We start from the raw sequence: 24,520 nt of genomic DNA on the forward strand, positions 1-24,520 counted from the left end.
ACAGTTGTTCATATGTTTGTTTGGTCTCATAAAGGAGCAAGCATGGCACAGACCGTCGTTGAAGAACCAACCATTCATGAATCGATCTCTTCTTGCAGCTGCGGCTGCGAGCAGGTTCATGAAACGGCCCCCGAAATGCCCGACGAAGAGCTGCTTTACGATTTGGCGGACCTCTTCAAGGTATTCGCCGATACGACCCGAATCAAAATTCTCTATGCCCTTATGGGGCGCGAGCTTTCCGTGGGCGATTTGGCCGAGGTTATCGGTGCTACGCAAAGCGCGGTTTCGCATCAGCTTCGCACTTTGAAGCAGGCCCACCTGGTGAAATTCCAGCGCGATGGCAAAAATGTGATCTACTCGCTTTCCGACGACCACGTATACACGATGATCGCTCAGGGCATGACCCATATTTGCGAATAAGCCAACCAACCAGCATGAGTGAAAGGATCAAACCATGCGTAAGACGTTTAAACTCGACGAACTTGAATGCGCGAACTGCGGAGCGAAAATGGAGGCCGCCATTAAGAAAATCGATGGCGTTGTTGATGCCAAAGTGACGTTCATGACTCAAAAACTCGTCGTTGAGGCCGATGATGCGCGCTTCGACGAAATTATAGACGAAGCGCAGGCTATTTGTAGAAAAATCGAACCCGATTGTGAAATCGTGCGTTAAATCCCAAGCAGGGTGATTGCCATGAATAAGAAATTGAGACGCTGGCGCAAGCGCATCGTTATCGCGCTCGTTTTGTTTGCGCTGATATTCGCTCTTACGGAGCTGTTGCCCCTTTCTAATTGGCTTGGCGGCGAACGCAATGCCGTATATGTGGAATTTGCGCTATATCTTATTCCGTATGCGATTGCCGGCTACGACGTTCTGCTCAAGGCCGCGCGCAATATCAAAAACGGCCAGCTGTTCGATGAGAATTTCCTTATGGCCGTTGCGACAATTGGTGCATTTTCGCTCGTATTTTTCCCCGACTCCGGCCCTCATATGGCCGAAGGCGCGGCAGTTATGCTGTTTTACCAGGTAGGCGAGCTGTTTCAACAATATGCGGTCGGCAAAAGCCGCAAATCGATTGCAGCGATGATGGACATTGCCCCCGATTTTGCGAACGTTCGAAACACGAACGGCGATTTGGAGCAGATCGACCCCGACAGCGTTGCCGTTGGCAGCGAGATTGTCGTAAAGCCCGGCGAGCGTGTGCCCATCGACGGCGTCGTTGTGGAAGGCTCTTCTCAGCTTGATACGGCAGCATTGACGGGCGAAAGCGTGCCACGCGCCATCGAAGCAGGCAGCGAAGTGGTTTCTGGTTGCGTGAACCTCACGGGATTGCTTGTCATCAAAACAACGAAGCCTTTTGGTGAGTCGACGGTGAGTCGCATACTTGAGTTGGTCGAGAATGCCGCCGAAAAGAAGGCCCATACCGAGAATTTCATCACGCGCTTCGCTCGTTATTACACGCCTGCAGTATGCGGGGTCGCGCTCGTGTTAGCGCTGCTTCCTCCCCTGCTCGGCTTTGGTGCGTTGAGCGATTGGGTTTTCCGCGGACTGACGTTCCTCGTGGTAAGTTGTCCTTGTGCGCTCGTCATTAGCGTTCCGCTTTCGTTTTTCGGTGGCATCGGCGGCGCGAGCAAGCTTGGCATTTTAATCAAGGGCAGCAATTACCTGGAGTCGCTTGCCTCGGTCGATACGGTTGTGTTTGATAAAACCGGCACGCTTACGAGCGGTACCTTCGGCGTTGTCGCGGTTCATCCCGCAGAAGGCGTCAAAAGCGATCGCCTGCTTGAACTGGCGGCTCATGCGGAAGCGTATTCCGACCATCCCATCGCAATGTCGGTAAAGCAAGCGTATGGCGCCCGCATCGACGAGACGCGCGTGTCGAACGCAAGCGAGGTAAGCGGGCGTGGCGTGCAGGCTAAAATCGACGGCGCGAGTGTGAGCGTCGGCAACGACAAGCTCATGGCGAGCCTTGATATTGATGCTCACAATTGCGAACTTGTCGGAACGATGCTGCATGTTGCCGAAAACGGAAAATATCTGGGTCATATTGTTATCGCCGACATGGTGAAAGATGATGCAGCTAAAACCATCGCCGATTTGCACGCGACAGGCGTAACCAAAACGGTGATGTTGACCGGCGATGCCGAAGAAGTCGCCCGCTCCGTTGCCTCGAAGCTTGGTCTCGATGAATTCCATGCCAAACTTCTGCCCCAAGACAAGGTCGCTGAAGTCGAACGCTTGCTTGATGAGGAAAGCAAAAAAGGCAGGCTTGCCTTCGTGGGCGACGGCATCAACGATGCGCCCGTGCTTACCCGCGCCGATATCGGTATCGCGATGGGCGCGATGGGTTCCGATGCCGCCATCGAGGCGGCCGATATTGTGCTCATGGACGACAAGCCGTCGAATATCGCGAAGGCGATTCGTCTGTCGCGCAAAACCATGGGTATCGTATGGCAGAACATCGTATTTGCCTTGGGCGTGAAGCTTGCCATGCTCGTGCTTGCCGCCGTCGGCATCGCGAACATGTGGATGGCGGTGTTTGCTGATGTCGGCGTGGCGATTCTGGCCATTCTTAACGCCATGCGCTGTATGAACGTTAAGAAGTTCCAGTAGCCGTCGCGTTGGCCAATAAGCCCCTTACAAAGAATAAGCCCCGGTTGCCAGCGGCATCTGGGGCTTTCCTGTCGTTTGGACCTCGATGGCTTTATGCGCTACATCGTTACATTCAAGGCGCGTAGCGCGGGAACGATCGCATCGTCTCGCAAGATGCGAACACCCGCTGCTGCAAAAATGCAGCCGAGGGAAACCGCCGATGAATCAATCGTTTCTTTCGCGGCGGCAAGGAGGAATTCGGCGTTTTCGAACAATGCATTCAAGGGAACGCCGTGCGCTTCAAGAATCGCTTCATCCTCCTCGACACTGTGACGTTTAAGCCCCTTCACCGAAGAGAGCAGCTCATCGAGTTCGGTTTTCGCCTCAGAGGCCATGTAGGAGTTGAGCATGCTGCAGCGTTTATAGCATGCAACCGCAGCATCGTATTTCTCGAGTTTCCAGAACGAATACGCAAGCCAATAGAACGCAAGACCCGCGTCGTCGGCTCTCCAAGTAACCTCGAGCGCCTTGCAGCACATCTTCACTTCGTTTTCGTAATCGTCTTTCATAAAGTACGCTCGAGCTGCCCGCAAGTATGAGTAAGCGCGTGCCGGTGACAGCTCTATACAGCGTTGTGCATGCCTGAGCGCCTCGTCGGCCCCCGTGATTGTCGTTGTAAGCTCTTGCGCAAGAGAATCGTGCGCAAGAAACACTTCGTCGGCAAGTGGGTTCACGATACGACCTTTTGCATCGTCAAGGCAGCGTTTCGCATAAATCGCGCGCGTTTCGTAGCTATCAAAATAGCGATAACATACACGCGAGGTGTCGTTGAAACCGTCAATGGCATCGCCTTGCGCGGCCAATTCCTCAAGGAGCCCAATGGCAGCTGGATCGTCGTCGCGCATGAGAGACGAAGCGCGCATCATGGCAGGCTTGAGGCCGTAAGCATCCATAAATGCTTCTTTCACCTCGAGAAACGAGGTTTCCTCCAAGGCCCCTTCGGAAAACGCGGCCAAAAGCCTGGTACAAATATCACGCACGAGCAAATCTTCCGTGCGATCGTGAATCTGCTTCAAGGTGAGCTCAGCGTTTTCAACGCCGGCATCAAGCGCAGCCGAGACCTCATCGGCATACGCACGCCGTTGGCCGTCTTCAAAGATGGACATACGCATGGGGCAATCGACGTGAAGCATGTCGCGTGCCTTTTCATTGAACGGCGTGGTGTCGATCGCCACCAAACGTTCGAAGCTCGATTTGAAATCACCCTTGCCAAGCGAGAAGAGCTTTTCAATGCGGCAGAGGCCGTCATCGCCTTCAAACTTGAAATGAGCATTGAATCGAGAAAGCGTTTCAAAAGGTTCGCTGAACGCATTCGCCTTGCTCGCCGAATACGCATCGCAAAGCGTTTTTCGGTCGAATTCAACCGAAATGACGATGTCTTCCTTGTTGCCGTCACGCAAGCAATTCACGTACACCTTTTCGATTGAAGCCGAGGCATGAAATGCACTTGATGCGGCTAAAAGCGCAGCATGGGCGGCATAACGCGACTCAATCGCGCTCGATTCAATTGGGGTATACGGTAGATAGTCGTCGACGTCGTCGTCCCAATGAGTTTGCGCCATGGTAGATTTGCAGGGTACGGCAAGATTGAAGCCGACTTCCGTGCAGGCTTCATTCAGGCAAAACTCATAAGGAATGCGATAGGGCGCGCGCCACAGCTCCCCCGCCTGGGCAATTGTGACATGGGTATCCCAACGGCCTTTTGCTTCAAGCGGCGAATTTGGGTCGGGCGCTTGCACGCAGAGGTATTCGACGAAGGAATCGGCGAGTTTTGAAATATCTTCTTCAGTTTGCTCGAACGTGTCGTCCTCTTCGCTTTCAAGGAAGTTGGATACCATGAGGAATCTGTTGAGGGCTCCTTCGGCGCGGAGCAGCTTGTGACGCATATCGCGTGTGGCATCGCACGAGGTAAATGCGCCATCCTCCAAACATTCGGTTTGCGTGTTGTACACGAAGTCGAGAAAGAACAAGTTCGAGTATCGCGACGTGCGAATGAGGCGAGCATTTGGCCCCTCGGCCGCCCCCTCGACCGTTAAAGTATCGGCGGAGATGCCGACGAGTCCGCTGTCGCGCAGGCCGTTCACCAAAAATCGCTCAATTCCGCGCGCGCGTTCGGGGTTTTCGGTCCATGACGTTTCCGCTTCCAAAACCTCTCGATTAATTGCGTCAAAGAAATCGGATTGTTGGAATCGAGAAAATATGGCAGCCAAGTCAAATGCGCCGTTGGGAACGGTTCCATTGGTGACTGAATCGTCCGATGTGGATATGGGCTCCCATTCGGTGCAGCGTGCGAACTCGACGAATGCAAGATAGGCCGTCGACATAAACTCAAGATAACGCGTTGGATTTGCGACTTCAAATTTTCCAGGGAACGAATCGTCTATTGCCGTATAGCTAAACTCGGCTTTCCTGGTGTTATCGACGTTCACGACCCTGGCTTCTGCGACGGTTCGACGCGAGCCGTCGCACAGAAACACATCCAAATGCGCCGAAGACGTGGCATCGTCGTTTTCCTTGCCCACGTCCATCGATTCGGTGTTGTTGCCACAGGTATACACCACTAAGTCGGGATCGCGTAGCGGTTCTTGGGCGAGGGGTTCGTCGCACGAATACGCTCGCCCGAACCAATCGATGTATGCAACGATGTGCGCCTTGCTCGTATTTGCTGGATTATCAAAAGCGGCAACATAGCACGCGCCGCCCTTCGGCATGACGAGGCCGCTCGAGATATAACCATACGTTGCGCCCAGAGGCATCAGGGGGACGGCGCGAAGCGCATCGCGTTTTGCAAAAAAGCCAAGTTTTACGGGAGATCCCATCGATGAGCACCTCTTTGATGCGGGCCGAGATTTCGACCGTTGTTTCGTCTCAATCATTATACCGTTCGAGCAAAGTGCAAGCTGTTCACTGCGATATGCCGTTTTGCGCGCATCCAAGCATCTACGGGTGCGCCAAAGCCGCACATGACCGCTGCCCGTTAAATAGAACCGTCTCCCGCGAAACCAGCGTCGCAGAGTCAAGATTGGAAATGATACAACTATAGTAGGTATTGAAGAAAAGACGATTTCGCAGATGAAACGCGTAGTGACGCGATGGGAGCGCATTAAGGGGAATGTTTGAGCGCACCCTGGGGAGAAGGAGCAAACATGGGCACAACCGCAGAGGAGCCGCGAAGCATGCATTCGCATGAGACCGGGCATAGGCTCACGGCAGATGAAGCGGCCTTTTTGAAAGAATTCCTCCTTGATTCGCCGCAATTCGTCGTTGTTGGCGATGAGGGAACGAAATCCAAGAAGCATTCTCAGTCGAAAAAGAATAAAGCATAAGAAAGAGGAGGCGAAACGCCTCCTCTTTCTTATGCCGAAATCAGCAAGCTTAATAGGCCTATAGTGCATGAGTCGCATTTGCCCAATTAAGCCTGGAAGCCTTCGTCCTTGATTCTTCCTTCGCCATCGGCCGCCGCTGTCGCGAGCTTATCGCAGCGTTCGTTTTCCGGATGTCCCGCATGGCCTTTTACCCAATGAAACGTGACGCTATGGGGTTCTTTCGCCTTCAGGAGGCGCTTCCAAAGATCGGCGTTTTTCACAGGCTCCTTCTTTGCGTTTTTCCAATCTCGCTTGAGCCATCCTTCAACCCAATGCTGGTTGAAGGCGTTCACCACGTATTGGGAGTCCGAGATGACGTCAATCTCGCAAGGGCGTTTAAGCACTTCAAGAGCGGCGATAACGCCCAAAAGCTCCATTCGATTGTTGGTTGTGCAATCGAAACCCTGCGAAAGCTCCTTCACATGCAGTTTCCCAGAGGGATCGGTGTAATGCAGAACCGAACCGTATCCTCCCGGCCCCGGGTTTCCGCGCGATGATCCGTCGGAGTAGATGGTTACATGCATGAGCAGCCTTTCTTCTTAAACCCAAATTCGCATTTTGGCCAGCTGATGGTAACACGTATACGCGTTTGACGAACGATGCCATCGAAAAGGCAACAAGAGTGCATGCCGCGCCTTCGTAAAGGTACAATCATCGAGGTATCGAAAGGGATGTTATGCAGATTATCGTTGTAGCTGTTGTGCTCGTCGCGCTTATCGCGTGGATCGTCGTGAAAAACGACGAAATGTCCGGTTTGGGACGAAATGTGAAAGCGGGAACCCTACGACACCCACACGGTAAACTCGTTCGCGCAAAGGCGACAACGGTCATCCCCGAAGAGGCTCCCCTCGCCAATCGCATTAAGCGTTCGATGCCGATCATCTCTTCTGGTGCCATTATTGCCGTATGCGTGGTGCTGTATGCGTGCGATTTCACGGTATTGGGCCATTCGAGCTCGCAGCTCCTCGCCACGCTTTCCTCGACAGGCATCGTTGCGTTGATCATCGCAGCCGAAGCGACATTGCGCGCGCCAGAGGCCGCTCGTACGTTTTGGACGTATGTCTACGCCCTTGTTGCAGGAGTTATATGCGCCCTTGTTGTGTGGGAAGTTGTTGCCGCAGCTGCTTCTATGTCGTTTAGCGAGGAATCGACTTTGCTTGTCTACGGCATTGTGACATGCGTTTGCTACTTGCTTGGCTCTGGTGCATGTGTTGCGCTGCTGCCGAGCAAGGTAACGTTTGAGCGCACCTTCGAAGATGGCGCAAAACGCTCTATTACGGTTTCGACACGAAGTGCGGCCTATTCTGCTTACGTTGCTATGATGGGGCCATCACCTACGAAGGAGGACTAGCATGGGCTTTATGGATGATTTGAACGATATGTTCAACAAGAGTGCGGCTGCAGCTGGCGATATGCTCAATAAGGGCGCCTCCGCCGCGGGACGCATGGCCGATAGCGCGAATCTGCGTTTTAAGCAGGGCGAAATCGATCGTCGTTGGAAAGATGCCTGCGCCGCCTTGGGCGAAAGCGTGATAGAAGCGGTCAAAGCCGACCCCGCCCTTTTGTCGGGCCGCGAGCAAATGATGGCCGACCTTGATGCGATCGCCAAAGAACGAGCCGATGTCGCCGACGAACTGCAGCGCATCGCAGCGGAAGCAGAAGCCGCCCGTCGTGCAGGACGAGTGAAAACATGCCCTGAATGCGGAGGCGAAGTCGGCATCGATGCGAAGTTCTGCATGCATTGCGGTTATCCGATGCCTATCGACGTCCAGCCCGAGCCTGCTGCGGCCGTATCGACTGAGGCAGAAAGCGGCAATGCGCCAGCTGCCGAAAAGGCAGCTCAAAGTGAGGTCGAGGTAACCGAGGGTGCGTCCTCAAGCGAGGCTTCCGATGCGCCAAAAGCCGAGGCCAATGCCGCGAGCAAGTGCAAAGCCGAATAGGAGCCGCTCAAGGTTTTGCCATTCTGCAGAATCCGCCATTCCGAATGCCGAAACACTGACGTTTGGTCTCTTGGCTTAGGAAGCAAAAACGCAGGTCATATGACCTGCGTTTTTTGATTAATTCAAAGAGACCGCTTTTTAGCAAACGCCCTGGGCAATCATGGCGTCGGCGACTTTTTCAAAGCCAGCGATGTTGGCACCCATGACGAAGTTGCCTTCGTGACCATACTTCTTGGCGGTGTCGTCAACATTATGGAACATACCGCGCATGAGCTGCTCGAGCTTGCCATCGACTTCCTCGAAGCTCCAAGAGAGATGTTCGGCATTCTGGCTCATCTCGAGACCAGAAACGAGCACGCCGCCCGCATTCGCTGCCTTACCAGGCATGAATGCAACGCCGTTCTCGAGGAAATAGTTGGTCGCCTCGATGGTGGACGGCATATTGGCGCCCTCGCCAACGACCTTGCAGCCATTGGCCACAAGCGCCTGAGCATCTTCGAGGAGCAGGGTATTCTCGCGTGCGCACGGAAGCGCGATGTCGCAAGGAAGTTGCCATACGCCACGGCCGTCCTCGGCATGCCAAATAGCATTCGGACGGTCGTCGAGATACATGGCGAGCGTAACGCCCTTGTCGTGACCAGAACGCTTCTTGTTGTAAACGTTCTCGAGCACCTTGTAGTTGATGCCCTCGGGGTCTTCAACCCAGCCATGAGTATCGGAGCACGCAAGCACCTTGCCGCCGAGCTGGGAAACCTTCTGAACAGCGTAAATCGCAACGTTGCCGGAACCATGAACGACGACATTCTTGCCCTCGAACGAATCGCCGTTCGACTTCAGATATTCGTCAACGAAGTACACCAGGCCATAGCCCGTGGCCTCGGTGCGAGCGAGCGAGCCGCCAAACGAGAGGCCTTTGCCAGTAAGAACGCCGGTCCATTCGTTGCGAATGCGCTTATACTGGCCAAACATATAGGCAACTTCGCGGCCGCCAACGCCCAAGTCACCCGCAGGAACGTCGGTGTTAGGTCCGATGTGGCGGCACAGCTCAGTCATGAACGACTGGCAGAAATGCATGATTTCGTTATTCGACTTGCCCTTGGGGTCGAAATCGGAACCACCTTTGCCACCACCCATGGGAAGCGTGGTAAGGCTGTTTTTAAGAATCTGCTCCAGGCCCAGGAACTTCAGCATGCCGAGCGTAACCGTGGGGTTGAAGCGAAGGCCGCCCTTGTAGGGGCCAATGGCGGAGTTGAACTCAACGCGATAGCCGCGATTGACTTGGACCTTTCCAGAATCATCGACCCAAGGCACTCGGAACATGACGACGCGCTCAGGCTCGACAAAACGCTCGAGCAGAGCGTTCTCTTCATATTCGGGATGAGCATCGAGCGCAGGACCAAGCGTGCTCAGGATTTCTGTGGCTGCCTGGATGAATTCGGGCTGGTCGGCATTCTTGGCCTTAAGCTCTTCAAGGATTCGTTCGGCGTAGGACATGCAATTCTCCTTTACGCAATACTAATGCGGGTCGGCCAAGGCCGCGGGACGCCCAATGCGTCTCCCCTTCTGATGAGGTTAGCATACGTGGCGCGTGTTTCGTGAATGTTACGCATTGCGAGAAAGTTTCAAGCGCAGTAAAAATATCGAACATTTCTACCGTTTGCCCCGTGAGCAATACCGCTTAAGAAAAACGGCCAGAGCCTTGCGTGACGCGAAGAACTCTGGCCGTTTCGAAGGCATAAAAAGAGCAAGCGTTTAGTGGACGCCAGAGCTGCCGAAGCCGCCGCAACCGCGTTCGGTTTCGTCGAGCGCGTCAACAACGCTCCATTCGATGTTTTCAACCTTCTGGATGACAAGTTGGGCGATTCGATCGCCCGGTGCGACTTCAAAAACTGAATGGGCGTCAAGATTGATAAGCGCAACTTTGAGTTCGCCGCGATAGTGGCTATCGATAAGACCCGGGGTGTTGAGCACGGTAACGCCCTGCTTAATGGCAAGGCCGCTACGTGGCTGAACGAAGCCCGCATACCCTTCGGGAATCGCAATCGCAAGACCCGTGGGAACAAGCGCGCGCTCAAATGGGGCAAGTGACACAGATTCTACGGCACGCAAGTCAACACCGGCGTCACTAGGATACGCATACGATGGAACTACCGCATCATCACGAAGTTTGGTTATGGGAATAACAAGAGAAGCCATTTTGCCAACTTTCCTATTGTTCATGCAGCGCATATGAAGCGAACTGGAGTCGCCTACTGAAGGCCTTCGAGTGCTTCGCGAAACTCTTCAACGGTTTGAAAATCTTTGTAGACGCTCGCGAATCGGATATAGGCAACGTCATCAAGACCGCGCAGATGTTCAAGGACGATATCGCCAAGATCTTTCGATTTGATCTCAAGGCGGCCTGCGGCACGAAGCTCGGCTTCAATGTCGTCGATAATTTCCGCTTTCTTTTCGTTCGGGATATTTGGACGTTTAGCGCACGCGATGCTAATGCCGCGATAAAGCTTCTCGCGATCAAAAACTTGCGTCGTACCATCAGATTTCACAACGATAATCGGGTTATCACCGAGGCGTTCATAGGTCGTAAAGCGGTTTCCGCATTTCAGGCATTCGCGACGACGGCGAATAGAGTTGAACTCATCGGAAGGACGAGAATCAACGACTTTGGATTCGGGGTGGCCACAAACGGGGCAGCGCATATGCCCTCCAATCATACCCACCTCGCACAGAGCGAAGCAAGCGTACGAGTCGACAATATGCGGTTCATGATACACGCTTGAAGCGAATGCCGCCGAAACGAAAAAGAATATACACGATAAGAAAGAGAGCTCGGCAAACCGAAAAATCCTAATTGGCTCACAGCAAAGTCGCATACGACGCCTAGCAATTGAGCATACGAGAAAACGCATTGTCGCAATGCTTATCGCGTATGCAGCGCCGCGCCGTCGCTTAATGCAGCAAAAGCGACGGCGGGCAAAGATTAAGCTAAATCACGATAATGAAAAGCGTGGCAAGAAAAGCAAGAAAACCAGCGGCGGTAAGCTTCGAAAACGAAGGCGCGGCCTTAATCAACGTATGGTCAGCGACGGTTTCGCTGCTTGGGTCAAGGAGCTCGAACGCACCAAGAGCGCGTACCGAAAATGCAAAATCGTCGCGAAACGTTGCCGTTGAAGCGCTTTGGACATGAGAGGCGCACGCGCGGGCGTCCCTTTCACTTAGACGCGACGTCTCCTGCGCAATCGCGCCAGACGTGCGGACGGAACGACGGTCAATTGAAATGATGCGAGCCCCATGTTCGATTTTGCGCGCAGCGGTGCCATCAAAGAAATCGGCCTGATTATATGAGGGGTAAGCGGATTTTGTGCTGTTGGCAACCGTTTTCATGGCAACTCCTTCGAATAGCACTTGCAACGAACCTTTGTTCGTGGTTATAATAAATCGCACAAAAGTTCGTGTCAATGATTTTTCAAACATTTGTTCGATAGGAGTTCGCATGGGCGCCGAAGAGGTCAAGAACACCAAGAAAATAACGAAGAAGCAAAAGGCCGTGCTTGATTTCATCGAACAGCAAATCGATGAAACGGGCATTGCTCCTACGGTTCGCGATATTTGCGACGGGTTAGGCCTTTCCTCGCCTTCTACCGTTCATGTGCATTTGAAAACGCTTGAAGAAAAGGGCTATATCCACCGTGACCCTTTGAAATCTCGATGCATTACCATCGTTGGCCGTGATCAGAAGCCGAAAGAACCCGAGCTTGAGCCGGTTGGCGCTGGGGCCTTTTCCGATGTGGTTTCGCTTCCCGTTGTTGGCAATGTCGCTGCGGGTTTGCCCATTCTTGCCGAGCAGAACGTAACGGAAACCATTCCTCTGCCCGTCGAAATTGTGGGAGATTCGAGCTCGTTCCTCTTGAAGGTTCGCGGCGATTCCATGATCGAAATCGGCATCAATGATGGCGATTATGTTGCCGTGAAAGAACAGCCCACCTGCAACAACGGCGATATCGTGGTCGCCATCGTCGACGATGGCGCAACAGTGAAGCGTTTCTATAAAGAAAAAGGCCACGTGCGTTTGCAACCCGAAAACTCATCAATGGAGCCCATCATCGTGCGCGAGAACGTCTCCATCGCCGGTAAAGTCGTCGCGGTTTTCCGCCGCCTCTAAATCGCAGCAGCCTTAATTCGTAGCAAGAACTACGCAGGCCCCCGGTGCTCCCTTGTCCAACGAAGTACCGGGGGCCTTACATTTCTCACAAGGTTTTATAGGGCTCAAATTGCCTCAATAAATCGCGAGGAACACGAACCGTGAGATTCGCTCCATTTTCGTCAAACGCCTCAGCAATGATGGTACATTTCGAGTGAGCGAGCGATACCAAATCGCCGCGTGAGAACGGCACAACGACATTCATAGTTTCTTCCGAAGCCGTGGCGGCGCGTGCGATAGCCTCAATAAGCTCGTCGCACCCCTGCCCTGTCGCCGCTGACACGAACACCGCACCAGGATGCAATCGCGCAAGCGCCGCCGCCTGCGCGTCATCGACCAAATCGATTTTATTGAACACCGTGATGCGCGGAATTGCTTGCGCATCGATTTGCTGTAGGGTTTCCTCGACGGCTTTCATTTGCATTTCGCGTTCGGGCGACGACGCGTCGATCACATGCAGCACCAAATCGGCGCCGCGAATCTCATCGAGCGTGCTCTTGAACGCCTCGACGAGCGTCGTCGGAAGCTTTTGGATGAAGCCGACGGTATCGGTAAGCGTGACCTCGCGACCTTCGGGCAACACGAGCTTGCGCGTGGTTGAATCGAGCGTGGCAAACAGCTTGTCGTATGAAAGCACGTCTGCGCCGGCAAGGCGGTTTATAAGGCTCGATTTGCCTGCATTCGTGTAACCCGCTTCGGCAATTTTGAACACACCTGATGCATAGCGCGCGCTTCGCTGCGTTTCGCGCATGCGCGAAACCTGCTCGAGCTCGCGGCGAATTGACGTAATGCGCTTACGTACCATGCGACGGTCGACCTCAAGCTGGCTTTCACCCTCGCCAAAACGCGAACCCACGCCGCCGCCCATGCGGTTGCTCGCCAAGTGCGCCCACATGCCGCGCAAACGTGGCAGCAGGTATTGATTCTGGGCAAGCCGCACCTGCAGACGGCCTTCTTTCGTGGTGGCATGCAACGCGAAAATGTCGAGGATGAGCGCCGTTCGGTCAATGACCTTCACATCTTTCGGCACCGCTTTTTCAAGATTGCTTTGCTGCGACGGCGTGAGCTCATCGTCGAAAATCACGATATCAGCCGCATACGCATGGCACATTTCGGCGATTTCTTCCGCCTTGCCCGACCCGACAAACGTGCGCGGGTTCGGCGCCTCAAGCTTTTGGTAGGTGGTCGCTACCACTTCAGCACCCGCCGTGTCGGTTAAACGCGCGAGTTCCTCAAGAGATGACATAAGCGTAGAAGCATCGTCGCCTTTAAGTTGAATACCAACGAGAATGGCGCGCTCGCAGCCCTCATCCATCGTAGAAAGTGAATCGGTGAAAGACACACTGACCTCCTAGAGCATCTGTTGAATTTCGTCGGCTATGCGCGCGACGTCGCTATCATCCGCAGCAACCCAATGAACGCGCTCGTCATGGCGCCACCATGAACGCTGACGTTTTGCATAGCGCCTCGTAGCAAGCTTAATGGCCTCGGAAGCTTCCTCCATAGAACAACGACCTTCGAGCGCCTCGACCACTTCTTTATATCCAATAGCCTCACGCGCCGTGAGCGCCTCGGTGAAGCCTTGGTCGCAAAGCGCGCGAACCTCATCGACGAGCCCCGCTTCGAACATGCCGTCGACTCGTGCGTTGATGCGCTTTTTCAAAAGCTCGGGGTTAACCGAAAGCCCGAAAAAGAGCGCAGGCACCGCCTGGCCAAGCGTGGCAAGCCCTTCATGTTGCGAGGCGTATGAAACGCCGTCGAGCTCGAGCATCTCGAGAGCGCGCAACACGCGTTTGGAGTTATTAGGATGAATGATGGCGGCGCTTTCCGCATCACGTTCGTCGAGCACATCCCAAAGAGCCTGGGAGCCATGCTCCGTCAGAAACGCAGCCCACTTCTCGCGCACGGGATTGCCTACCTGCTCGCCCGACGCGAAATCATAGTCATCGATCGCCGCCCGCACATAGAACCCCGTGCCGCCCGCAAGCACGCTGCGCTTTCCGCGTACTTCGATATCGGCGAAACAGCTTCGCGCATATTCCTGAAACAGCGACGCGGAATACGCCTCACCTGGCTCGCGAATATCGAACCCCCAGTGCGGCACGAGTCGTTCCGAATCAGGCAACTTGCCTGTTCCGATGTCCATGCCTTTATAAATTTGCATGGAATCGGCCGAGATTACTTCCCCATTCACGCGACGAGCGATTTCCTGGGCGACATCGGTTTTACCCGACGCAGTGGGCCCAACAATCACGATTACGGGGTTCGAGAGCTCCAAACGGTGCTCGACCGTGCTATTCGGCATCGACGACCTCGCCCGACAGATACCAGGTGAGAGACTCATCGATGCGAACCTTCACGATGGTGCCCTCGAGCTCGTCGATGGTTTTGCCGGCGGGAATGGGCGCGTGCACAGTCACATTGTGCGGGCTGCGGCCTGCAAGCACGTCTTCATCGCGCTTTGATGTACCCTCCACGAGTACGTCAAGAACGCGCCCTGTGAAACGCTGGTTTTGCTCATGCGCGCCTTCTTGCACGATATCAACAAGCTCGTCAAAACGACGTTGAATGGCTTCACGCGGCGTGGGGTCTTCCATTTTGGCAGCAGGCGTGCCTTCGCGCTTCGAATAAATGAAAGTGAACACCTGTCCATAGCCGACTTCTCGCACGAGGTTGGCGGTCGCCTGGAAATCTTCTTCTGTTTCGCCCGGGAAGCCGACAATAATATCGGTGGAGAGGGCGACATCGGGGTTCGCCTCGCGCACTTTTCGCACCAAATCAAGATAGTGCTCAGCGGTATAGCGACGATTCATGGCCTTCAGCACGCGATCGCTGCCCGATTGAACGGGAAGGTGCAGGGCGGGCATGAGGTTGGGCAATTCGCCGAATAACGCAATAACCTCATCGGTAAGGTCTTTGGGGTGCGACGTGGCGAAGCGAATGCGCCCCACGCCCGTCGCCGACACGGCTCGCAACACATCGGCGAAGCGAGGCTCGCCGTACAGATCGCGGCCATAGGAATTCACGTTCTGGCCTAGCAGCGTAATTTCCTTCACGCCGTCGTTGACAAGGGCCTGCGCTTCCGCCGCGACATCTTCGATGGTGCGCGACTTTTCGCGACCGCGCACGTAAGGAACGATGCAATAGGTGCAGAAATTATTGCAACCCGAGGTAATAGGCAACCATGCGGCCCACGTATGCACGCGTTTGCTCGGCAGGTCGGTAGCGAATTTTTCGCTCGCCTCATATACTTCGGCCTGATGGCCTTTGCCGACAAGCACCGATTCAATGAGGCGCGGCAAGCGATCGATGTTCTGCGTGCCGAACACCACGTCGACATGCGGAAGCTTTTCCATGAGCTTCGCGCCATCGCGCTGGCCGATGCATCCGCCAATGCACACGATGCGCTTATCGAGCTTGCTTCCCTGTGGAAGCGGAACGTTCTTCATCGAAGCGACCTGGCCCATAAGGCGCGTATCGGCGGCTTCGCGTACGCAGCACGTCACGAATACGACGATTTCAGACTCTTCGAGCTCAGGTACCTGAATCGCGCCGAGCGATTCGAGCATGCCTGCGATTCGCTCGGAATCGTGTTCGTTCATTTGACAGCCAAAAACTTGCAGGAAAAAGGTTTTATCGGAAATTGGAGACAGCATACAGCGAGCTACCACTTTCTACTGAGGTCAGATGTTCGGAAAATTACGAGCGACGTTCGACATTGAAACGAATAGCGGTGCGATACTCGCCATCAATCACGATGTCGGCAAACGATGGCGCGCAAACGATTTCGATGCCAATAGGCGACAGAAAACCACGAGAAATCGCAATGGCTTTTACCGCCTGGTTCACAGCACCCGCGCCGACCGATTGAATTTCTACGCACGAACCGTCTTTAATCATGCCGGCAATAGCGCCAGCGACCGATGCGGGTGACGATTTCGACGATACTTTCAAGCAGCCTGCATGCTGCCCGTTTTCAAAATGCTCTGGCATGTGCGTCCTTCTACGATGTTTAGAGTGCGTTATGTTGTGTCTATGCCTTAGGGGCTCAAGCATCTTTTTATCTGGGTGATTGTACCTCATAGAGCTGCTGAACTGCGCGTGAGCACGTTCGAGCCACATTACTCACACGCAGGAAGAAGCAGTTCGCACGGCAGCACTCCCCAAAGCCGCCCTAGAGCTTGGAAAGGGGAAATACCACATGCACACCGTCGGCCGTTATTCGTATGGAAGGCTCAACATTGGGTTCAAGATAGTATGACTCGGCGAGCTCGCAATACGCCTTCTTCAAGGAGGAGATGAAAGCATCCATGTCATCTGGCGCGATTTTAAGTCCCCTGAAGTCGCGATTCGTGGAATTATTCGACTTGACGCCCTTTTTCGGTGATTCCTCGTCACCTTCGCGCACGCGATCTAACGTTTCGAGAAACGGGGCAAGCGGAGCTATCTCCCCCGCAAGAATACGATGTGCGCTGCGCGTAGACATGGCAATACCAATATCGCGAGCGGCATTGACCAATGAAGCTGCGTCGCGCATCAGACCAAGTCTTTTTATGGGCGCAGCAGTGCTCGCGAGGTTGTTCGGGCAAAGGAATTGCCGCCCGAATGCGTACATTGTCGCCGCAGAGTCAATGATGCTTCCAAGATACAGCGTGCATACGTCTCGATTCGCAAGCGCGAATTCCGATGCTGTTTTTAGAATGTTATGCGGACCTGAGCTGACGGTCCATGTTCCGTCGCTCTGCTTCACAAGCGACGGCGGCGTGCTTTGGTCGCTTTTCTCAGGCGTTTTCGAACAATCGAACTCAACAAGGAAGATACTGCCTTTGCCTTCAACGGAGGCAATGCATTCAGCTCGCTCGGCGTTTTCACGAACGGAATAAAGGGCCATGCCGCGTCCGTGCACGCCCCACTCGTCCATGGTCATTGAATTGAGCTTCGAGGTAACACGCGGCTCGAATATTCGATCGCGCAACCGTTCGGGAACGCCGTCGCCGTCGTCGGCCACGATAATGCGACGAGCATTCCCCGAACGGGACGTTCCCATAATAATGGTGCGCGCATGGGCGTCGCGCGCGTTGCGAAGCATTTCAATCACCGCGTCTTCAACGCAGCGAATGTCTTGCTTAGCCTGTCGTCGCTCTGCTTCAGACACACGGAGTCGAACGAAACCATCTCCGAGGTCGTCCTCAACGCGAAGTCTCGTGCCAGCAGGCGTGGAATCAAGAAATGCAGCAAGCGTTTCGGAATCGGACATTCTTCCACCCTTCGTACAAGAGTCGCACGGCTCCATCGCTCGTACGGAATACAAAAAAGAGGCGCCATGCGGCGCCTCTTTTACATTCAAGATTATTTTGCATAGTCGACGGCGCGGCTTTCGCGGATGACAACCACTTTAACCTGGCCGGGATACTGCATTTCATCCTCGATTTGCTTGGCAATGTCATGCGCCAAAACAACGGCAGCAGCTTCATCGACCATCTCGGGAACAACCATAACGCGTATTTCGCGACCCGCCTGCATGGCGTACGTACGCTCAACGCCCTTATGGGCATTCGCGATTTCCTCGAACTTCTCAAGACGTTTTACGTAACTTTCGAGGCTTTCTTTGCGAGCGCCAGGACGAGCGGCGGAAACGGCATCGGCGGCTTGGACCAAAACATCGAGCACGCTATTCGGCTCGACATCGGCATGGTGCGCCTCAATCGCGTGAACGATTTCGGGCCTTTCACCGAAGCGACGAGCAAGGTCGGCACCGATAACGGCATGGGGTCCCTCGACTTCATGGTCGACAGCTTTGCCGAGGTCATGAAGCAGACCCGCGCGCTTAGCAGGAACAGGATCAAGGCCGAGCTCAGAAGCCATAACGCCGCACAGGTACGCGACCTCGAGCGAATGGTTCAGGACGCTTTGGCCAAACGAGGTGCGGAATCGAAGGCGACCAAGCGTGCGAACAAGTTCAGGGTGCAAGTCATGGATGCCAACGTCGAACGTCGCCTGCTCACCAGCCTCTTGAATTTGCTGGTTCACGAGCTTTTCAGCCTTCGCGTACATCTCTTCGATGCGGGCAGGGTGGATGCGGCCGTCGGCGATGAGGTTTTCCATGGTAACGCGGCCAATCTCGCGACGAACGGGATCGAAGCACGAAATGGTAACGCACTCAGGAGTATCGTCGATGAGCAAATTCACGCCCGTAAGCTGCTCGAAGCTGCGAATATTGCGGCCCTCGCGACCAATGATGCGGCCCTTCAGATCATCGGAGGGAATGTGAATGGTTTTCACCGTAGTTTCAGCCGTGTGATTGGCAGCGACGCGCTGAATGGCGAGGCTCAAGATCTCACGCGACTTCTTATCGGCTTCGGCCTTGGTGCGCTGCTCTGCCTCGCGAATAATGGCGGCGCTTTCATGCGTAACCTCGTCGCGAAGGTTGTCGAGCAGCTCCTTCTTCGCTTCTTCAGGAGTCATGCCGGCGACATGCTCGAGGCGCACATTCACTTCCTGAATGGCGCTGTTCAAATCGCGCTCGCGACGCTCAACCTGGCCTTGCATGGAAGAGAGCTGATGCTCGCGGGCATCGAGGCTCTCGACGCGGCGGTCGACAGACTCCTCACGCTGAGAAACGCGATTTTCAGCTGCACGAACTTCCTTCATGCGCTCTTTGTGCTCAGCTTGAGCTTCCTGTTTCATTTTGAATACTTCGTCTTTAGCTTCAACCACAGCCTCACGACGCATGGTTTCCGCTTGGCGCTTCGCCTCAGATACCACCTGTTCAGCCTCTTCATGGGCGCGCTTGGTGGACGAATTTGCGACGTAGCGGGTAATAAAATAGCCACCGGCGATGCCAACGGCCAAGCCGACGATCAAAAGTGCGATTTCCATCGGCCTCCCCTTTCTTCTAATTTCATATACGAAGACAGGCTGCCGGCAAAGAAAATGCCGGGCATATGCCTGGCATGAGTGAATACACAACAGTAGCGCTAACGCCGAGAAAAGAATCGGCTATGCAATTGTTATATATCGAGAAAGTGCCTTATGGGCACTAATGCACTCAAGCCCTTTCATGATACACCGTGCTCGAGCGTTTTCCCTCCACCGTTTTGAAATAAATCGCTCACGGTCCTAATTCTCCTCCATAAAACGACGAGTCGCCGCACTCGCAACCGACGTAGAGTAGCCCTTCGTTACAAGTTTGCGATATGCGGAGGCCTGAATATTTTTAGACCGCGGCGGCTTTCGGCGCAAAAGCGCGAGAGCGCGCTCGATTTCTTGTTCGTCGCTCGACTCGCTGCCAAACGAACAACCAACGACACCATCTTCAGCATTGGCGTTAACGCGGAACGGATCAAAATCGTCGACGGAAAAGAATTCTTCTGGCCACCCCGGAATGTCGCTTGCGGCAATTCCTGCCCTTTCGAGCTCGTCTTCTATACCCTTGCGCCCACGCCCTTGGGAGACGCGCGTACGAATAAGCACGGCTCCATAGCGCGTATCGTCAATAAGGCCGCAATCGAGAGCGCGCCGCACAGCCGATTCCGCCACTTCGCGCGAGAACCCGTCGCGCACAAGCCGATCGGCGAGCTCGCGAGAACCGCGCTCTCGTGCACAGGCAAGACGAGTGACTTTTTCAAAAGCCCTCGTTTCGTCTTCGGTGCGCTCAGCCATGATTGGCTCAAGGCTCAACGATGCATTCTGCAAACGCGAGCGAGCGCGAGACTTCAGCTGGAGCCCACTTTGTTCGAACGAACCGAAGCAGGCGCTGCGTGACTTGCGAGCAGTGCATGCCTCTTGCTCTGTGCCGCCAGCAGCGCGGAAAGGCCCGCCATTGGTGCTGGCTTGAGATTTCTTCAAAAGCTCTTCTGCATATTGTTTATCGATATATGGCATATCGGCCCCAATCGCCACGATAAAGAAAACGCCCGCTTTGCCATGGGCAAAAAACGGGCGCGAAAAGGCTTATTCCTCGGTTTCGCTGAAAGGCTTGACCGTGGGAATCTCGAAATGGTCTCGAACCTTTTGCTCGATTTCGTCGCGAACATCGGGATGGGTGCGCAGCATTTCCTTCGCAGCCTCACGGCCCTGGCCCAGACGATCTTCGCCATAGGTATACCAAGCACCACTCTTTTTCACCACGCCAGCCTCGACGCCCATATCTACAATGCAGCCCTCACGAGAGATGCCCTGGCCATACATGATGTCGAACTCGGCCTGCCTAAACGGAGGCGCAACCTTGTTCTTCACGACCTTGGCGCGCACGCGGTTGCCCACAGGATCGTTAGTCTTATTCTTGAGCGTTTCGATTCGACGAATGTCGATGCGAACGCTCGAGAAGAACTTAAGGGCGCGGCCGCCCGTCGTGGTTTCGGGATTGCCAAACATCACGCCGATTTTTTCACGCAGCTGATTGATGAAGATGCACGTGGTATTTGACTTCGAAAGAGAACCGGCGAGTTTGCGAAGTGCCTGAGACATAAGACGAGCCTGAAGGCCAACGCTCGAGTCGCCGATTTCACCTTCGATTTCGGCTTTAGGAACCAAAGCGGCTACGGAGTCGATGACTATGCAGTCGATAGCATTGGAGCGAACGAGCATATCGCAGATTTCCAAGCCCTGCTCACCCGTGTCGGGCTGAGAGATGAGCACCTCGTCGATATCGACGCCCAGGCGCGCGGCATACGTTGGATCAAGGGCATGCTCGGCGTCGATAAAGGCGACAACACCACCAAGCGCTTGCGCCTCGGCGAGGATTTGCAACGCAAGCGTCGTTTTACCGCTGGATTCAGGACCGTAAATCTCAACAATGCGACCACGCGGAACGCCGCCAATGCCGAGCGCCGCATCGAGCGGCAAAGCGCCCGTGGGAATAGCAGCAACCTCAAGGTGTTCGGCATTGCTTCCAAGCTTCATAATGGCGCCCTTGCCAAACTTCTTCTCGATTTGTTCAGTCGTGAGCTCGAGCATTTTATCTTTGTTTTGAGTCTGAGCCATTGCATCTCCTTGCCGCCGGCATAGCCGGTTTATGTACCGCGCTCATTATTACGAACAGATGTTCTTACGTCAAGTACGATGTCAAAATAATTCGCATCAACGTGAAAGAAACCGTTGAATGCATTCAAGCACGATAACCTTGCCAGAATCTTGCCCGAATGCCGCATTTTTAAAAACGAAATATCGCCTATTTCCACCGGTTTCCCTTGAAAGTTCCTTTGCGTTTCCCTCGGTTTCCTCGCAAAATGCCTTCCGAAATACCGCGTTTTGCCCGTGACGGCAAGGCGCTACAGCGCTTCGAGAATCATTTCAAGTGCGGCCTGGGTCGCTTGCGCGCGTACGTTTTCGCGATTTCCTTTGAAGTGGAATTCCTTCGCAAATGCGCTACCACTGGAAGAGATGCCAATCCACACTGTGCCCACCGGCTTTCCGGGTTCTTCGCCACCAGGTCCCGCAATGCCCGTAACGGAGCATGCCACATCGGCGCCAAGTTCAGATGCGGCACCGAGCGCCATGGCTACGGCAACGTCTTCACACACGGCGCTACCATCAACGAACGCCGTCTCAGGAACATCAAGGCTCTTCATTTTCACGTCGTTGACATAGCTCACCACGCCGCCGCGTACCACAGCCGAAGACCCTGGCACCTCGGTGAGCGATGCGGCAATAAGACCACCTGTACAGCTTTCGGCCGTTGCGACTGTCGCTTTCGTCGCTAGCGCCTTCTGAACAACGGCGCACGCCGCGTCAACGCGAAGCTCGTTCTCGAAGCCATCTTCGGCCTGCGCGGCAAGGTCGTCATTGTCAATGACGCGAGCGCGACCGCCCTTGGGCTTGAAACCAATGAGGTGGCGAGCTTTCCAAATGTAATCGGCCATAGAGATGATCGTGAGCACGAGGGCGACCGCCATGACAAGCCAGCTCAAAATATAAAGCGCGACGTTGAGCTCATGCGAAAGCATGCCCGTGATCGCGGGGCTCTCCTTCACAACGAACAGAACGATGGCGATCATTTGGAATACCGTTTTGAACTTGCCGTACCACGAGGCGGCGATAACCTCCCCCTTGCTTGCGGCGACCATGCGCACGCCGCTCACGATGAATTCGCGAGCAACGATAATAAGCACGGGCCAACTTGGCAGCGACCCCAGTTCAATAAGCACAAGAAGCGCTGCAACGACGAGAACCTTATCGGCCAAAGGATCCATGAATTTGCCGAAGTCAGTAACTTCGCCTCGAGAACGAGCGAGGTATCCATCAATCCAGTCGGTGCACGAGATCACGACAAAGATAATCGCGGCAATCCACGCCTTCCAGGGATTGAGGAACGCAAGTCCCATTGCGTCGGGCCATGGGCTAATAAGCGCTACGACAAAGACGGGTACCAAGCAGATGCGAATCATGGTTACAACATTCGCGGGGGTAAGAATCTTATCAACCGTGCCCTGGCCCGCGGGCGTCGGCTTGCCAGAAGCGTAGGATTCTTTCGAATCAGGAGCCATGAACGACATCGCCTTCCATCTCGTACACAAGCGTATCGGTTATGCGAACGCGCACAATGTCGCCAACTTCGCCTTCTTCCAAATACACCACACCATCAACCTCGGGCGCTTGGCACATTGCACGGCCGTAGAGCTGGCCGTCTTCCTCGCGCCCAAGCACGAGCACGTCCATCTCCTGCCCGATGCGCGCCGAAACGTGGGCCTCGCCAATAGCGTCTGAAATATCGCGCAGGCTTTGAGCACGCTCAATTTTGACGGCCTCATCGATTTGGCCATCCATCTCAGCGGCGCGGGTGCCTTCTTCCTGCGAATACGGGAAAACGCCGACGTAATCGAACTCGACCTCTTCGAGGAAGTTCTGCAGCACGTCGAAATCGATATCGGTCTCACCCGGGAAACCGGCGATGAGCGTGGTGCGCAGCGTAATGCCGGGAACGCGTTCACGAATGCGCGCAACGAGCTCGCGATGGGAGTTTTCGTCGCCACGACGGTTCATCGCGCGAAGCACAGGCTTACTCGCATGCTGAAGCGGCATATCGAGATACTTGCAGACGTTCGGCTTGGAAGCGATAACATCGAGCAGCTCATCGCTTACGCCCTGCGGCTCAATATACATAAGACGGAACCATGTTTGAGGGAACTCGTCGGCAAGCGTTGCAAGAAGCGTGGCGGTATTGGAAGGCTCATCGAAATCTTCACCCCAGCGGCCCGTATCTTGAGCGATAAGCGTAACTTCGCGCACACCAGCCGCAACGCGTTCAGCGACTGAAGCGCGTACCGTTTCAAGCGGGAAGCTGTGATAGCGACCGCGAATGTACGGAATAGCGCAGAACGAGCAGAAGCGATCGCAGCCATCTGAGATTTTCACATACGATGCGGGAGAACCCGCCCAGGGCGATTGGGCAGCGGGGGACATCGACGCTTGAGGCGCCGCATCGCCCAACACGCCCGCAAGAACCTCCACGATGTCGTCTTCCTTGCTGCACGGCACAAATGCTTGTGCCTCGCCAAGCTCGCTTGCCAAGTCGTCGCCGTATCGTGCAGGCATGCAGCCCGCCACGACGAGCTTTGCGGACCCCTCGATGAAGTTCGGCAGGTCGCATACCTCAAAAATAGCCTCGAGGCTCTCTTCGGTTGCCGCCTGGATGAACGAGCATGTATTCACGACCACGACGTCGGCCGTTGGTGCATCATCGCACACCTCGTAGCCAGCCGCGGTCAGTCGTTTCGTCATCTCGGCGGTGTCAACTTCATTTTTGGCGCAACCAAGCGTCACGAAACAAACGCGCGGCGCGCTCTGAGCCAAAACATTCACGTCAATGTTAGACATGCGAATACCCTTTAGCGTTATCGATAGTTCACGTATTGCAGAGGCTGGCCATAATCTTGGCCCTTCAAAAAGGCAATAACCTCTTGCAACGTGTCGCGCGAAGCCGAAGAAACGCGCAACTTGTCGCCCTCAATAGTGACTTTGCACTTGAGCTTCGTGCCACGAATGTCCTTCGAGATTTTGCTCGCGGTTTCCTTGTCGATGCCTTCGATAATCTCGGCAGTGCGACGAACGCTCTGACCAGCGGCAGGCACGATGTCGCCCCATTTCACAGCGGAAAGGTCGACGCCGCGCTTGATGAGCTTGCTGCCGATGACGTCGATAACCTGTTTGGCGACGAATTCTGCCGGGGCGGCGACGGTCAATTTGCGGCCACCTTTATCAAGGGTGATTTCCGCACCGGAATCTTTGAGGTCATAACGCTGGGCGATTTCTCGTTTCGCCTGGCCATACGCATTATCGACTTCTTGCATGTCGACGGTGGAAACAACGTCGAAACTGGATTCTTTTGCCATGGTATCCCTTTCTAAAACAAGAGGTAAGT

At 54.6% G+C, this 24,520-nt stretch carries 23 protein-coding genes; 6 read left to right on the plus strand and 17 right to left on the minus strand.

Annotated features, from left to right (window positions below; genetic code table 11):
• Window positions 1–135: 135 nt before the first annotated feature.
• The 3 genes from DMP05_RS03055 to DMP05_RS03065 are packed head-to-tail and all read left to right on the plus strand — an operon-like array spanning window position 136 to window position 2,614.
• Entirely contained in the window at window positions 136–420 is a 285-nt protein-coding gene (locus DMP05_RS03055) for an ArsR/SmtB family transcription factor (protein WP_244595023.1), read from the plus strand.
• Between the two features lie 34 nt (window positions 421–454).
• Window positions 455–673 (plus strand): cation transporter, encoded by a 219-nt coding sequence (locus DMP05_RS03060; RefSeq protein WP_123219107.1) that lies wholly within the window; start codon window positions 455–457, stop codon window positions 671–673.
• Between the two features lie 21 nt (window positions 674–694).
• The gene (locus DMP05_RS03065) at window positions 695–2,614 is read left to right on the plus strand and encodes a heavy metal translocating P-type ATPase (protein ID WP_123219108.1); all 1,920 of its coding nucleotides are present in this window, start codon (window positions 695–697) and stop codon (window positions 2,612–2,614) included.
• 98 nt (window positions 2,615–2,712) lie between these two features.
• On the opposite strand, the gene DMP05_RS03070 is transcribed toward DMP05_RS03065, so the two are convergent.
• Both DMP05_RS03070 and rnhA read right to left on the minus strand, forming a co-directional pair.
• Window positions 2,713–5,472: a tetratricopeptide repeat protein gene (locus DMP05_RS03070; protein WP_123219109.1), complete on the minus strand. Its 2,760-nt coding sequence runs from the start codon at window positions 5,470–5,472 to the stop codon at window positions 2,713–2,715.
• 593 nt (window positions 5,473–6,065) lie between these two features.
• Window positions 6,066–6,542: a ribonuclease HI gene (gene rnhA / locus DMP05_RS03080; RefSeq protein ID WP_123219110.1), complete on the minus strand. Its 477-nt coding sequence runs from the start codon at window positions 6,540–6,542 to the stop codon at window positions 6,066–6,068.
• A gap of 152 nt (window positions 6,543–6,694) precedes the next feature.
• On the opposite strand from rnhA, the gene DMP05_RS03085 reads away from it, so the two are divergent.
• Both DMP05_RS03085 and DMP05_RS03090 read left to right on the plus strand, forming a co-directional pair.
• Window positions 6,695–7,369, plus strand: coding sequence for a hypothetical protein (locus tag DMP05_RS03085; protein ID WP_123219111.1), 675 nt, complete (start codon window positions 6,695–6,697; stop codon window positions 7,367–7,369).
• A 1-nt stretch (window position 7,370) separates the two neighbouring features.
• Window positions 7,371–7,958, plus strand: a complete 588-nt coding sequence (locus DMP05_RS03090; RefSeq protein WP_123219112.1) for a zinc-ribbon domain-containing protein — start codon at window positions 7,371–7,373, stop codon at window positions 7,956–7,958.
• A 138-nt stretch (window positions 7,959–8,096) separates the two neighbouring features.
• Here DMP05_RS03090 and gdhA read toward each other — a convergent pair whose 3' ends face one another.
• The 4 genes from gdhA to DMP05_RS03110 all read right to left on the minus strand — a co-directional run bounded on the left by gdhA (window position 8,097) and on the right by DMP05_RS03110 (window position 11,453).
• Complete coding sequence (gene gdhA / locus DMP05_RS03095; protein WP_123219113.1) at window positions 8,097–9,452, minus strand: NADP-specific glutamate dehydrogenase; 1,356 nt, start codon at window positions 9,450–9,452, stop codon at window positions 8,097–8,099.
• A 258-nt stretch (window positions 9,453–9,710) separates the two neighbouring features.
• Window positions 9,711–10,154 (minus strand): dUTP diphosphatase, encoded by a 444-nt coding sequence (gene dut / locus DMP05_RS03100; RefSeq protein ID WP_123219114.1) that lies wholly within the window; start codon window positions 10,152–10,154, stop codon window positions 9,711–9,713.
• A 53-nt stretch (window positions 10,155–10,207) separates the two neighbouring features.
• Complete coding sequence (gene nrdR, locus DMP05_RS03105; protein WP_114615568.1) at window positions 10,208–10,657, minus strand: transcriptional regulator NrdR; 450 nt, start codon at window positions 10,655–10,657, stop codon at window positions 10,208–10,210.
• Window positions 10,658–10,943: 286 nt separating this feature from the next.
• Window positions 10,944–11,453, minus strand: a complete 510-nt coding sequence (locus DMP05_RS03110; protein WP_211326839.1) for a hypothetical protein — start codon at window positions 11,451–11,453, stop codon at window positions 10,944–10,946.
• On the opposite strand from DMP05_RS03110, the gene lexA reads away from it, so the two are divergent.
• Complete coding sequence (lexA, locus tag DMP05_RS03115) at window positions 11,452–12,120, plus strand: transcriptional repressor LexA (RefSeq protein ID WP_114615530.1); 669 nt, start codon at window positions 11,452–11,454, stop codon at window positions 12,118–12,120. The genes DMP05_RS03110 and lexA overlap by 2 nt on opposite strands.
• A gap of 85 nt (window positions 12,121–12,205) precedes the next feature.
• On the opposite strand, the gene hflX is transcribed toward lexA, so the two are convergent.
• The 11 genes from hflX to DMP05_RS03170 all read right to left on the minus strand — a co-directional run bounded on the left by hflX (window position 12,206) and on the right by DMP05_RS03170 (window position 24,491).
• Complete coding sequence (gene hflX / locus DMP05_RS03120; RefSeq protein ID WP_375781744.1) at window positions 12,206–13,501, minus strand: GTPase HflX; 1,296 nt, start codon at window positions 13,499–13,501, stop codon at window positions 12,206–12,208.
• Window positions 13,502–13,510: 9 nt separating this feature from the next.
• Complete coding sequence (gene miaA, locus DMP05_RS03125; protein ID WP_123219117.1) at window positions 13,511–14,464, minus strand: tRNA (adenosine(37)-N6)-dimethylallyltransferase MiaA; 954 nt, start codon at window positions 14,462–14,464, stop codon at window positions 13,511–13,513.
• The gene (miaB, locus tag DMP05_RS03130) at window positions 14,454–15,815 is read right to left on the minus strand and encodes a tRNA (N6-isopentenyl adenosine(37)-C2)-methylthiotransferase MiaB (protein ID WP_123219118.1); all 1,362 of its coding nucleotides are present in this window, start codon (window positions 15,813–15,815) and stop codon (window positions 14,454–14,456) included. The genes miaA and miaB overlap by 11 nt, the downstream gene beginning before the upstream one ends.
• A 43-nt stretch (window positions 15,816–15,858) precedes the next feature.
• Window positions 15,859–16,152 carry a stage V sporulation protein S gene (locus tag DMP05_RS03135; RefSeq protein WP_123219119.1) on the minus strand — a complete coding sequence of 98 codons (294 nt, stop codon included), beginning with the start codon at window positions 16,150–16,152 and terminating at the stop codon, window positions 15,859–15,861.
• A gap of 181 nt (window positions 16,153–16,333) precedes the next feature.
• Window positions 16,334–17,416, minus strand: coding sequence for an ATP-binding protein (locus DMP05_RS03140; protein WP_123219120.1), 1,083 nt, complete (start codon window positions 17,414–17,416; stop codon window positions 16,334–16,336).
• Between the two features lie 92 nt (window positions 17,417–17,508).
• On the minus strand, window positions 17,509–19,038 hold the full coding sequence (rny, locus tag DMP05_RS03145; RefSeq protein WP_123219121.1) for a ribonuclease Y: 1,530 nt from the start codon (window positions 19,036–19,038) through the stop codon (window positions 17,509–17,511).
• Between the two features lie 240 nt (window positions 19,039–19,278).
• Window positions 19,279–19,839, minus strand: coding sequence for a regulatory protein RecX (locus DMP05_RS03150; protein ID WP_161957454.1), 561 nt, complete (start codon window positions 19,837–19,839; stop codon window positions 19,279–19,281).
• Window positions 19,840–20,112: 273 nt separating this feature from the next.
• Window positions 20,113–21,144: a recombinase RecA gene (recA, locus tag DMP05_RS03155; protein WP_114615538.1), complete on the minus strand. Its 1,032-nt coding sequence runs from the start codon at window positions 21,142–21,144 to the stop codon at window positions 20,113–20,115.
• 287 nt (window positions 21,145–21,431) lie between these two features.
• Entirely contained in the window at window positions 21,432–22,646 is a 1,215-nt protein-coding gene (gene pgsA / locus DMP05_RS03160) for a CDP-diacylglycerol--glycerol-3-phosphate 3-phosphatidyltransferase (RefSeq protein WP_123219123.1), read from the minus strand.
• A complete protein-coding gene (gene rimO / locus DMP05_RS03165) occupies window positions 22,636–23,976 on the minus strand; it encodes a 30S ribosomal protein S12 methylthiotransferase RimO (protein WP_123219124.1) in 1,341 nt (446 codons plus the stop codon). Before rimO ends, pgsA begins: the two co-directional genes overlap by 11 nt.
• A gap of 17 nt (window positions 23,977–23,993) precedes the next feature.
• The gene (locus DMP05_RS03170) at window positions 23,994–24,491 is read right to left on the minus strand and encodes a YajQ family cyclic di-GMP-binding protein (RefSeq protein ID WP_123219125.1); all 498 of its coding nucleotides are present in this window, start codon (window positions 24,489–24,491) and stop codon (window positions 23,994–23,996) included.
• Between the last annotated feature and the right edge of the window lie 29 nt (window positions 24,492–24,520).

Source organism: Slackia isoflavoniconvertens, assembly GCF_003725955.1.
Taxonomy (GTDB): domain Bacteria; phylum Actinomycetota; class Coriobacteriia; order Coriobacteriales; family Eggerthellaceae; genus Slackia; species Slackia isoflavoniconvertens.

Excerpts from the sequence above, each read along its gene's own strand:
- DMP05_RS03060 (WP_123219107.1), top strand. The coding sequence starts at position 455 with ATGCGTAAGACGTTTAAACTCGACGAACTTGAATGCGCGAACTGCGGA.
- miaB (WP_123219118.1), bottom strand. The coding sequence starts at position 15,815 with ATGCTGTCTCCAATTTCCGATAAAACCTTTTTCCTGCAAGTTTTTGGC.
- rnhA (WP_123219110.1), bottom strand. The coding sequence starts at position 6,542 with ATGCATGTAACCATCTACTCCGACGGATCATCGCGCGGAAACCCGGGG.
- DMP05_RS03135 (WP_123219119.1), bottom strand. The coding sequence starts at position 16,152 with ATGCCAGAGCATTTTGAAAACGGGCAGCATGCAGGCTGCTTGAAAGTA.
- pgsA (WP_123219123.1), bottom strand. The coding sequence starts at position 22,646 with ATGGCTCCTGATTCGAAAGAATCCTACGCTTCTGGCAAGCCGACGCCC.
- DMP05_RS03085 (WP_123219111.1), top strand. The coding sequence starts at position 6,695 with ATGCAGATTATCGTTGTAGCTGTTGTGCTCGTCGCGCTTATCGCGTGG.
- miaA (WP_123219117.1), bottom strand. The coding sequence starts at position 14,464 with ATGCCGAATAGCACGGTCGAGCACCGTTTGGAGCTCTCGAACCCCGTA.
- lexA (WP_114615530.1), top strand. The coding sequence starts at position 11,452 with ATGGGCGCCGAAGAGGTCAAGAACACCAAGAAAATAACGAAGAAGCAA.
- DMP05_RS03170 (WP_123219125.1), bottom strand. The coding sequence starts at position 24,491 with ATGGCAAAAGAATCCAGTTTCGACGTTGTTTCCACCGTCGACATGCAA.
- DMP05_RS03110 (WP_211326839.1), bottom strand. The coding sequence starts at position 11,453 with ATGCGAACTCCTATCGAACAAATGTTTGAAAAATCATTGACACGAACT.
- gdhA (WP_123219113.1), bottom strand. The coding sequence starts at position 9,452 with ATGTCCTACGCCGAACGAATCCTTGAAGAGCTTAAGGCCAAGAATGCC.
- rimO (WP_123219124.1), bottom strand. The coding sequence starts at position 23,976 with ATGTCTAACATTGACGTGAATGTTTTGGCTCAGAGCGCGCCGCGCGTT.
- DMP05_RS03140 (WP_123219120.1), bottom strand. The coding sequence starts at position 17,416 with ATGTCCGATTCCGAAACGCTTGCTGCATTTCTTGATTCCACGCCTGCT.
- rny (WP_123219121.1), bottom strand. The coding sequence starts at position 19,038 with ATGGAAATCGCACTTTTGATCGTCGGCTTGGCCGTTGGCATCGCCGGT.
- nrdR (WP_114615568.1), bottom strand. The coding sequence starts at position 10,657 with ATGCGCTGCCCCGTTTGTGGCCACCCCGAATCCAAAGTCGTTGATTCT.
- dut (WP_123219114.1), bottom strand. The coding sequence starts at position 10,154 with ATGGCTTCTCTTGTTATTCCCATAACCAAACTTCGTGATGATGCGGTA.
- DMP05_RS03065 (WP_123219108.1), top strand. The coding sequence starts at position 695 with ATGAATAAGAAATTGAGACGCTGGCGCAAGCGCATCGTTATCGCGCTC.
- DMP05_RS03090 (WP_123219112.1), top strand. The coding sequence starts at position 7,371 with ATGGGCTTTATGGATGATTTGAACGATATGTTCAACAAGAGTGCGGCT.
- DMP05_RS03070 (WP_123219109.1), bottom strand. The coding sequence starts at position 5,472 with ATGGGATCTCCCGTAAAACTTGGCTTTTTTGCAAAACGCGATGCGCTT.
- DMP05_RS03055 (WP_244595023.1), top strand. The coding sequence starts at position 136 with ATGCCCGACGAAGAGCTGCTTTACGATTTGGCGGACCTCTTCAAGGTA.
- recA (WP_114615538.1), bottom strand. The coding sequence starts at position 21,144 with ATGGCTCAGACTCAAAACAAAGATAAAATGCTCGAGCTCACGACTGAA.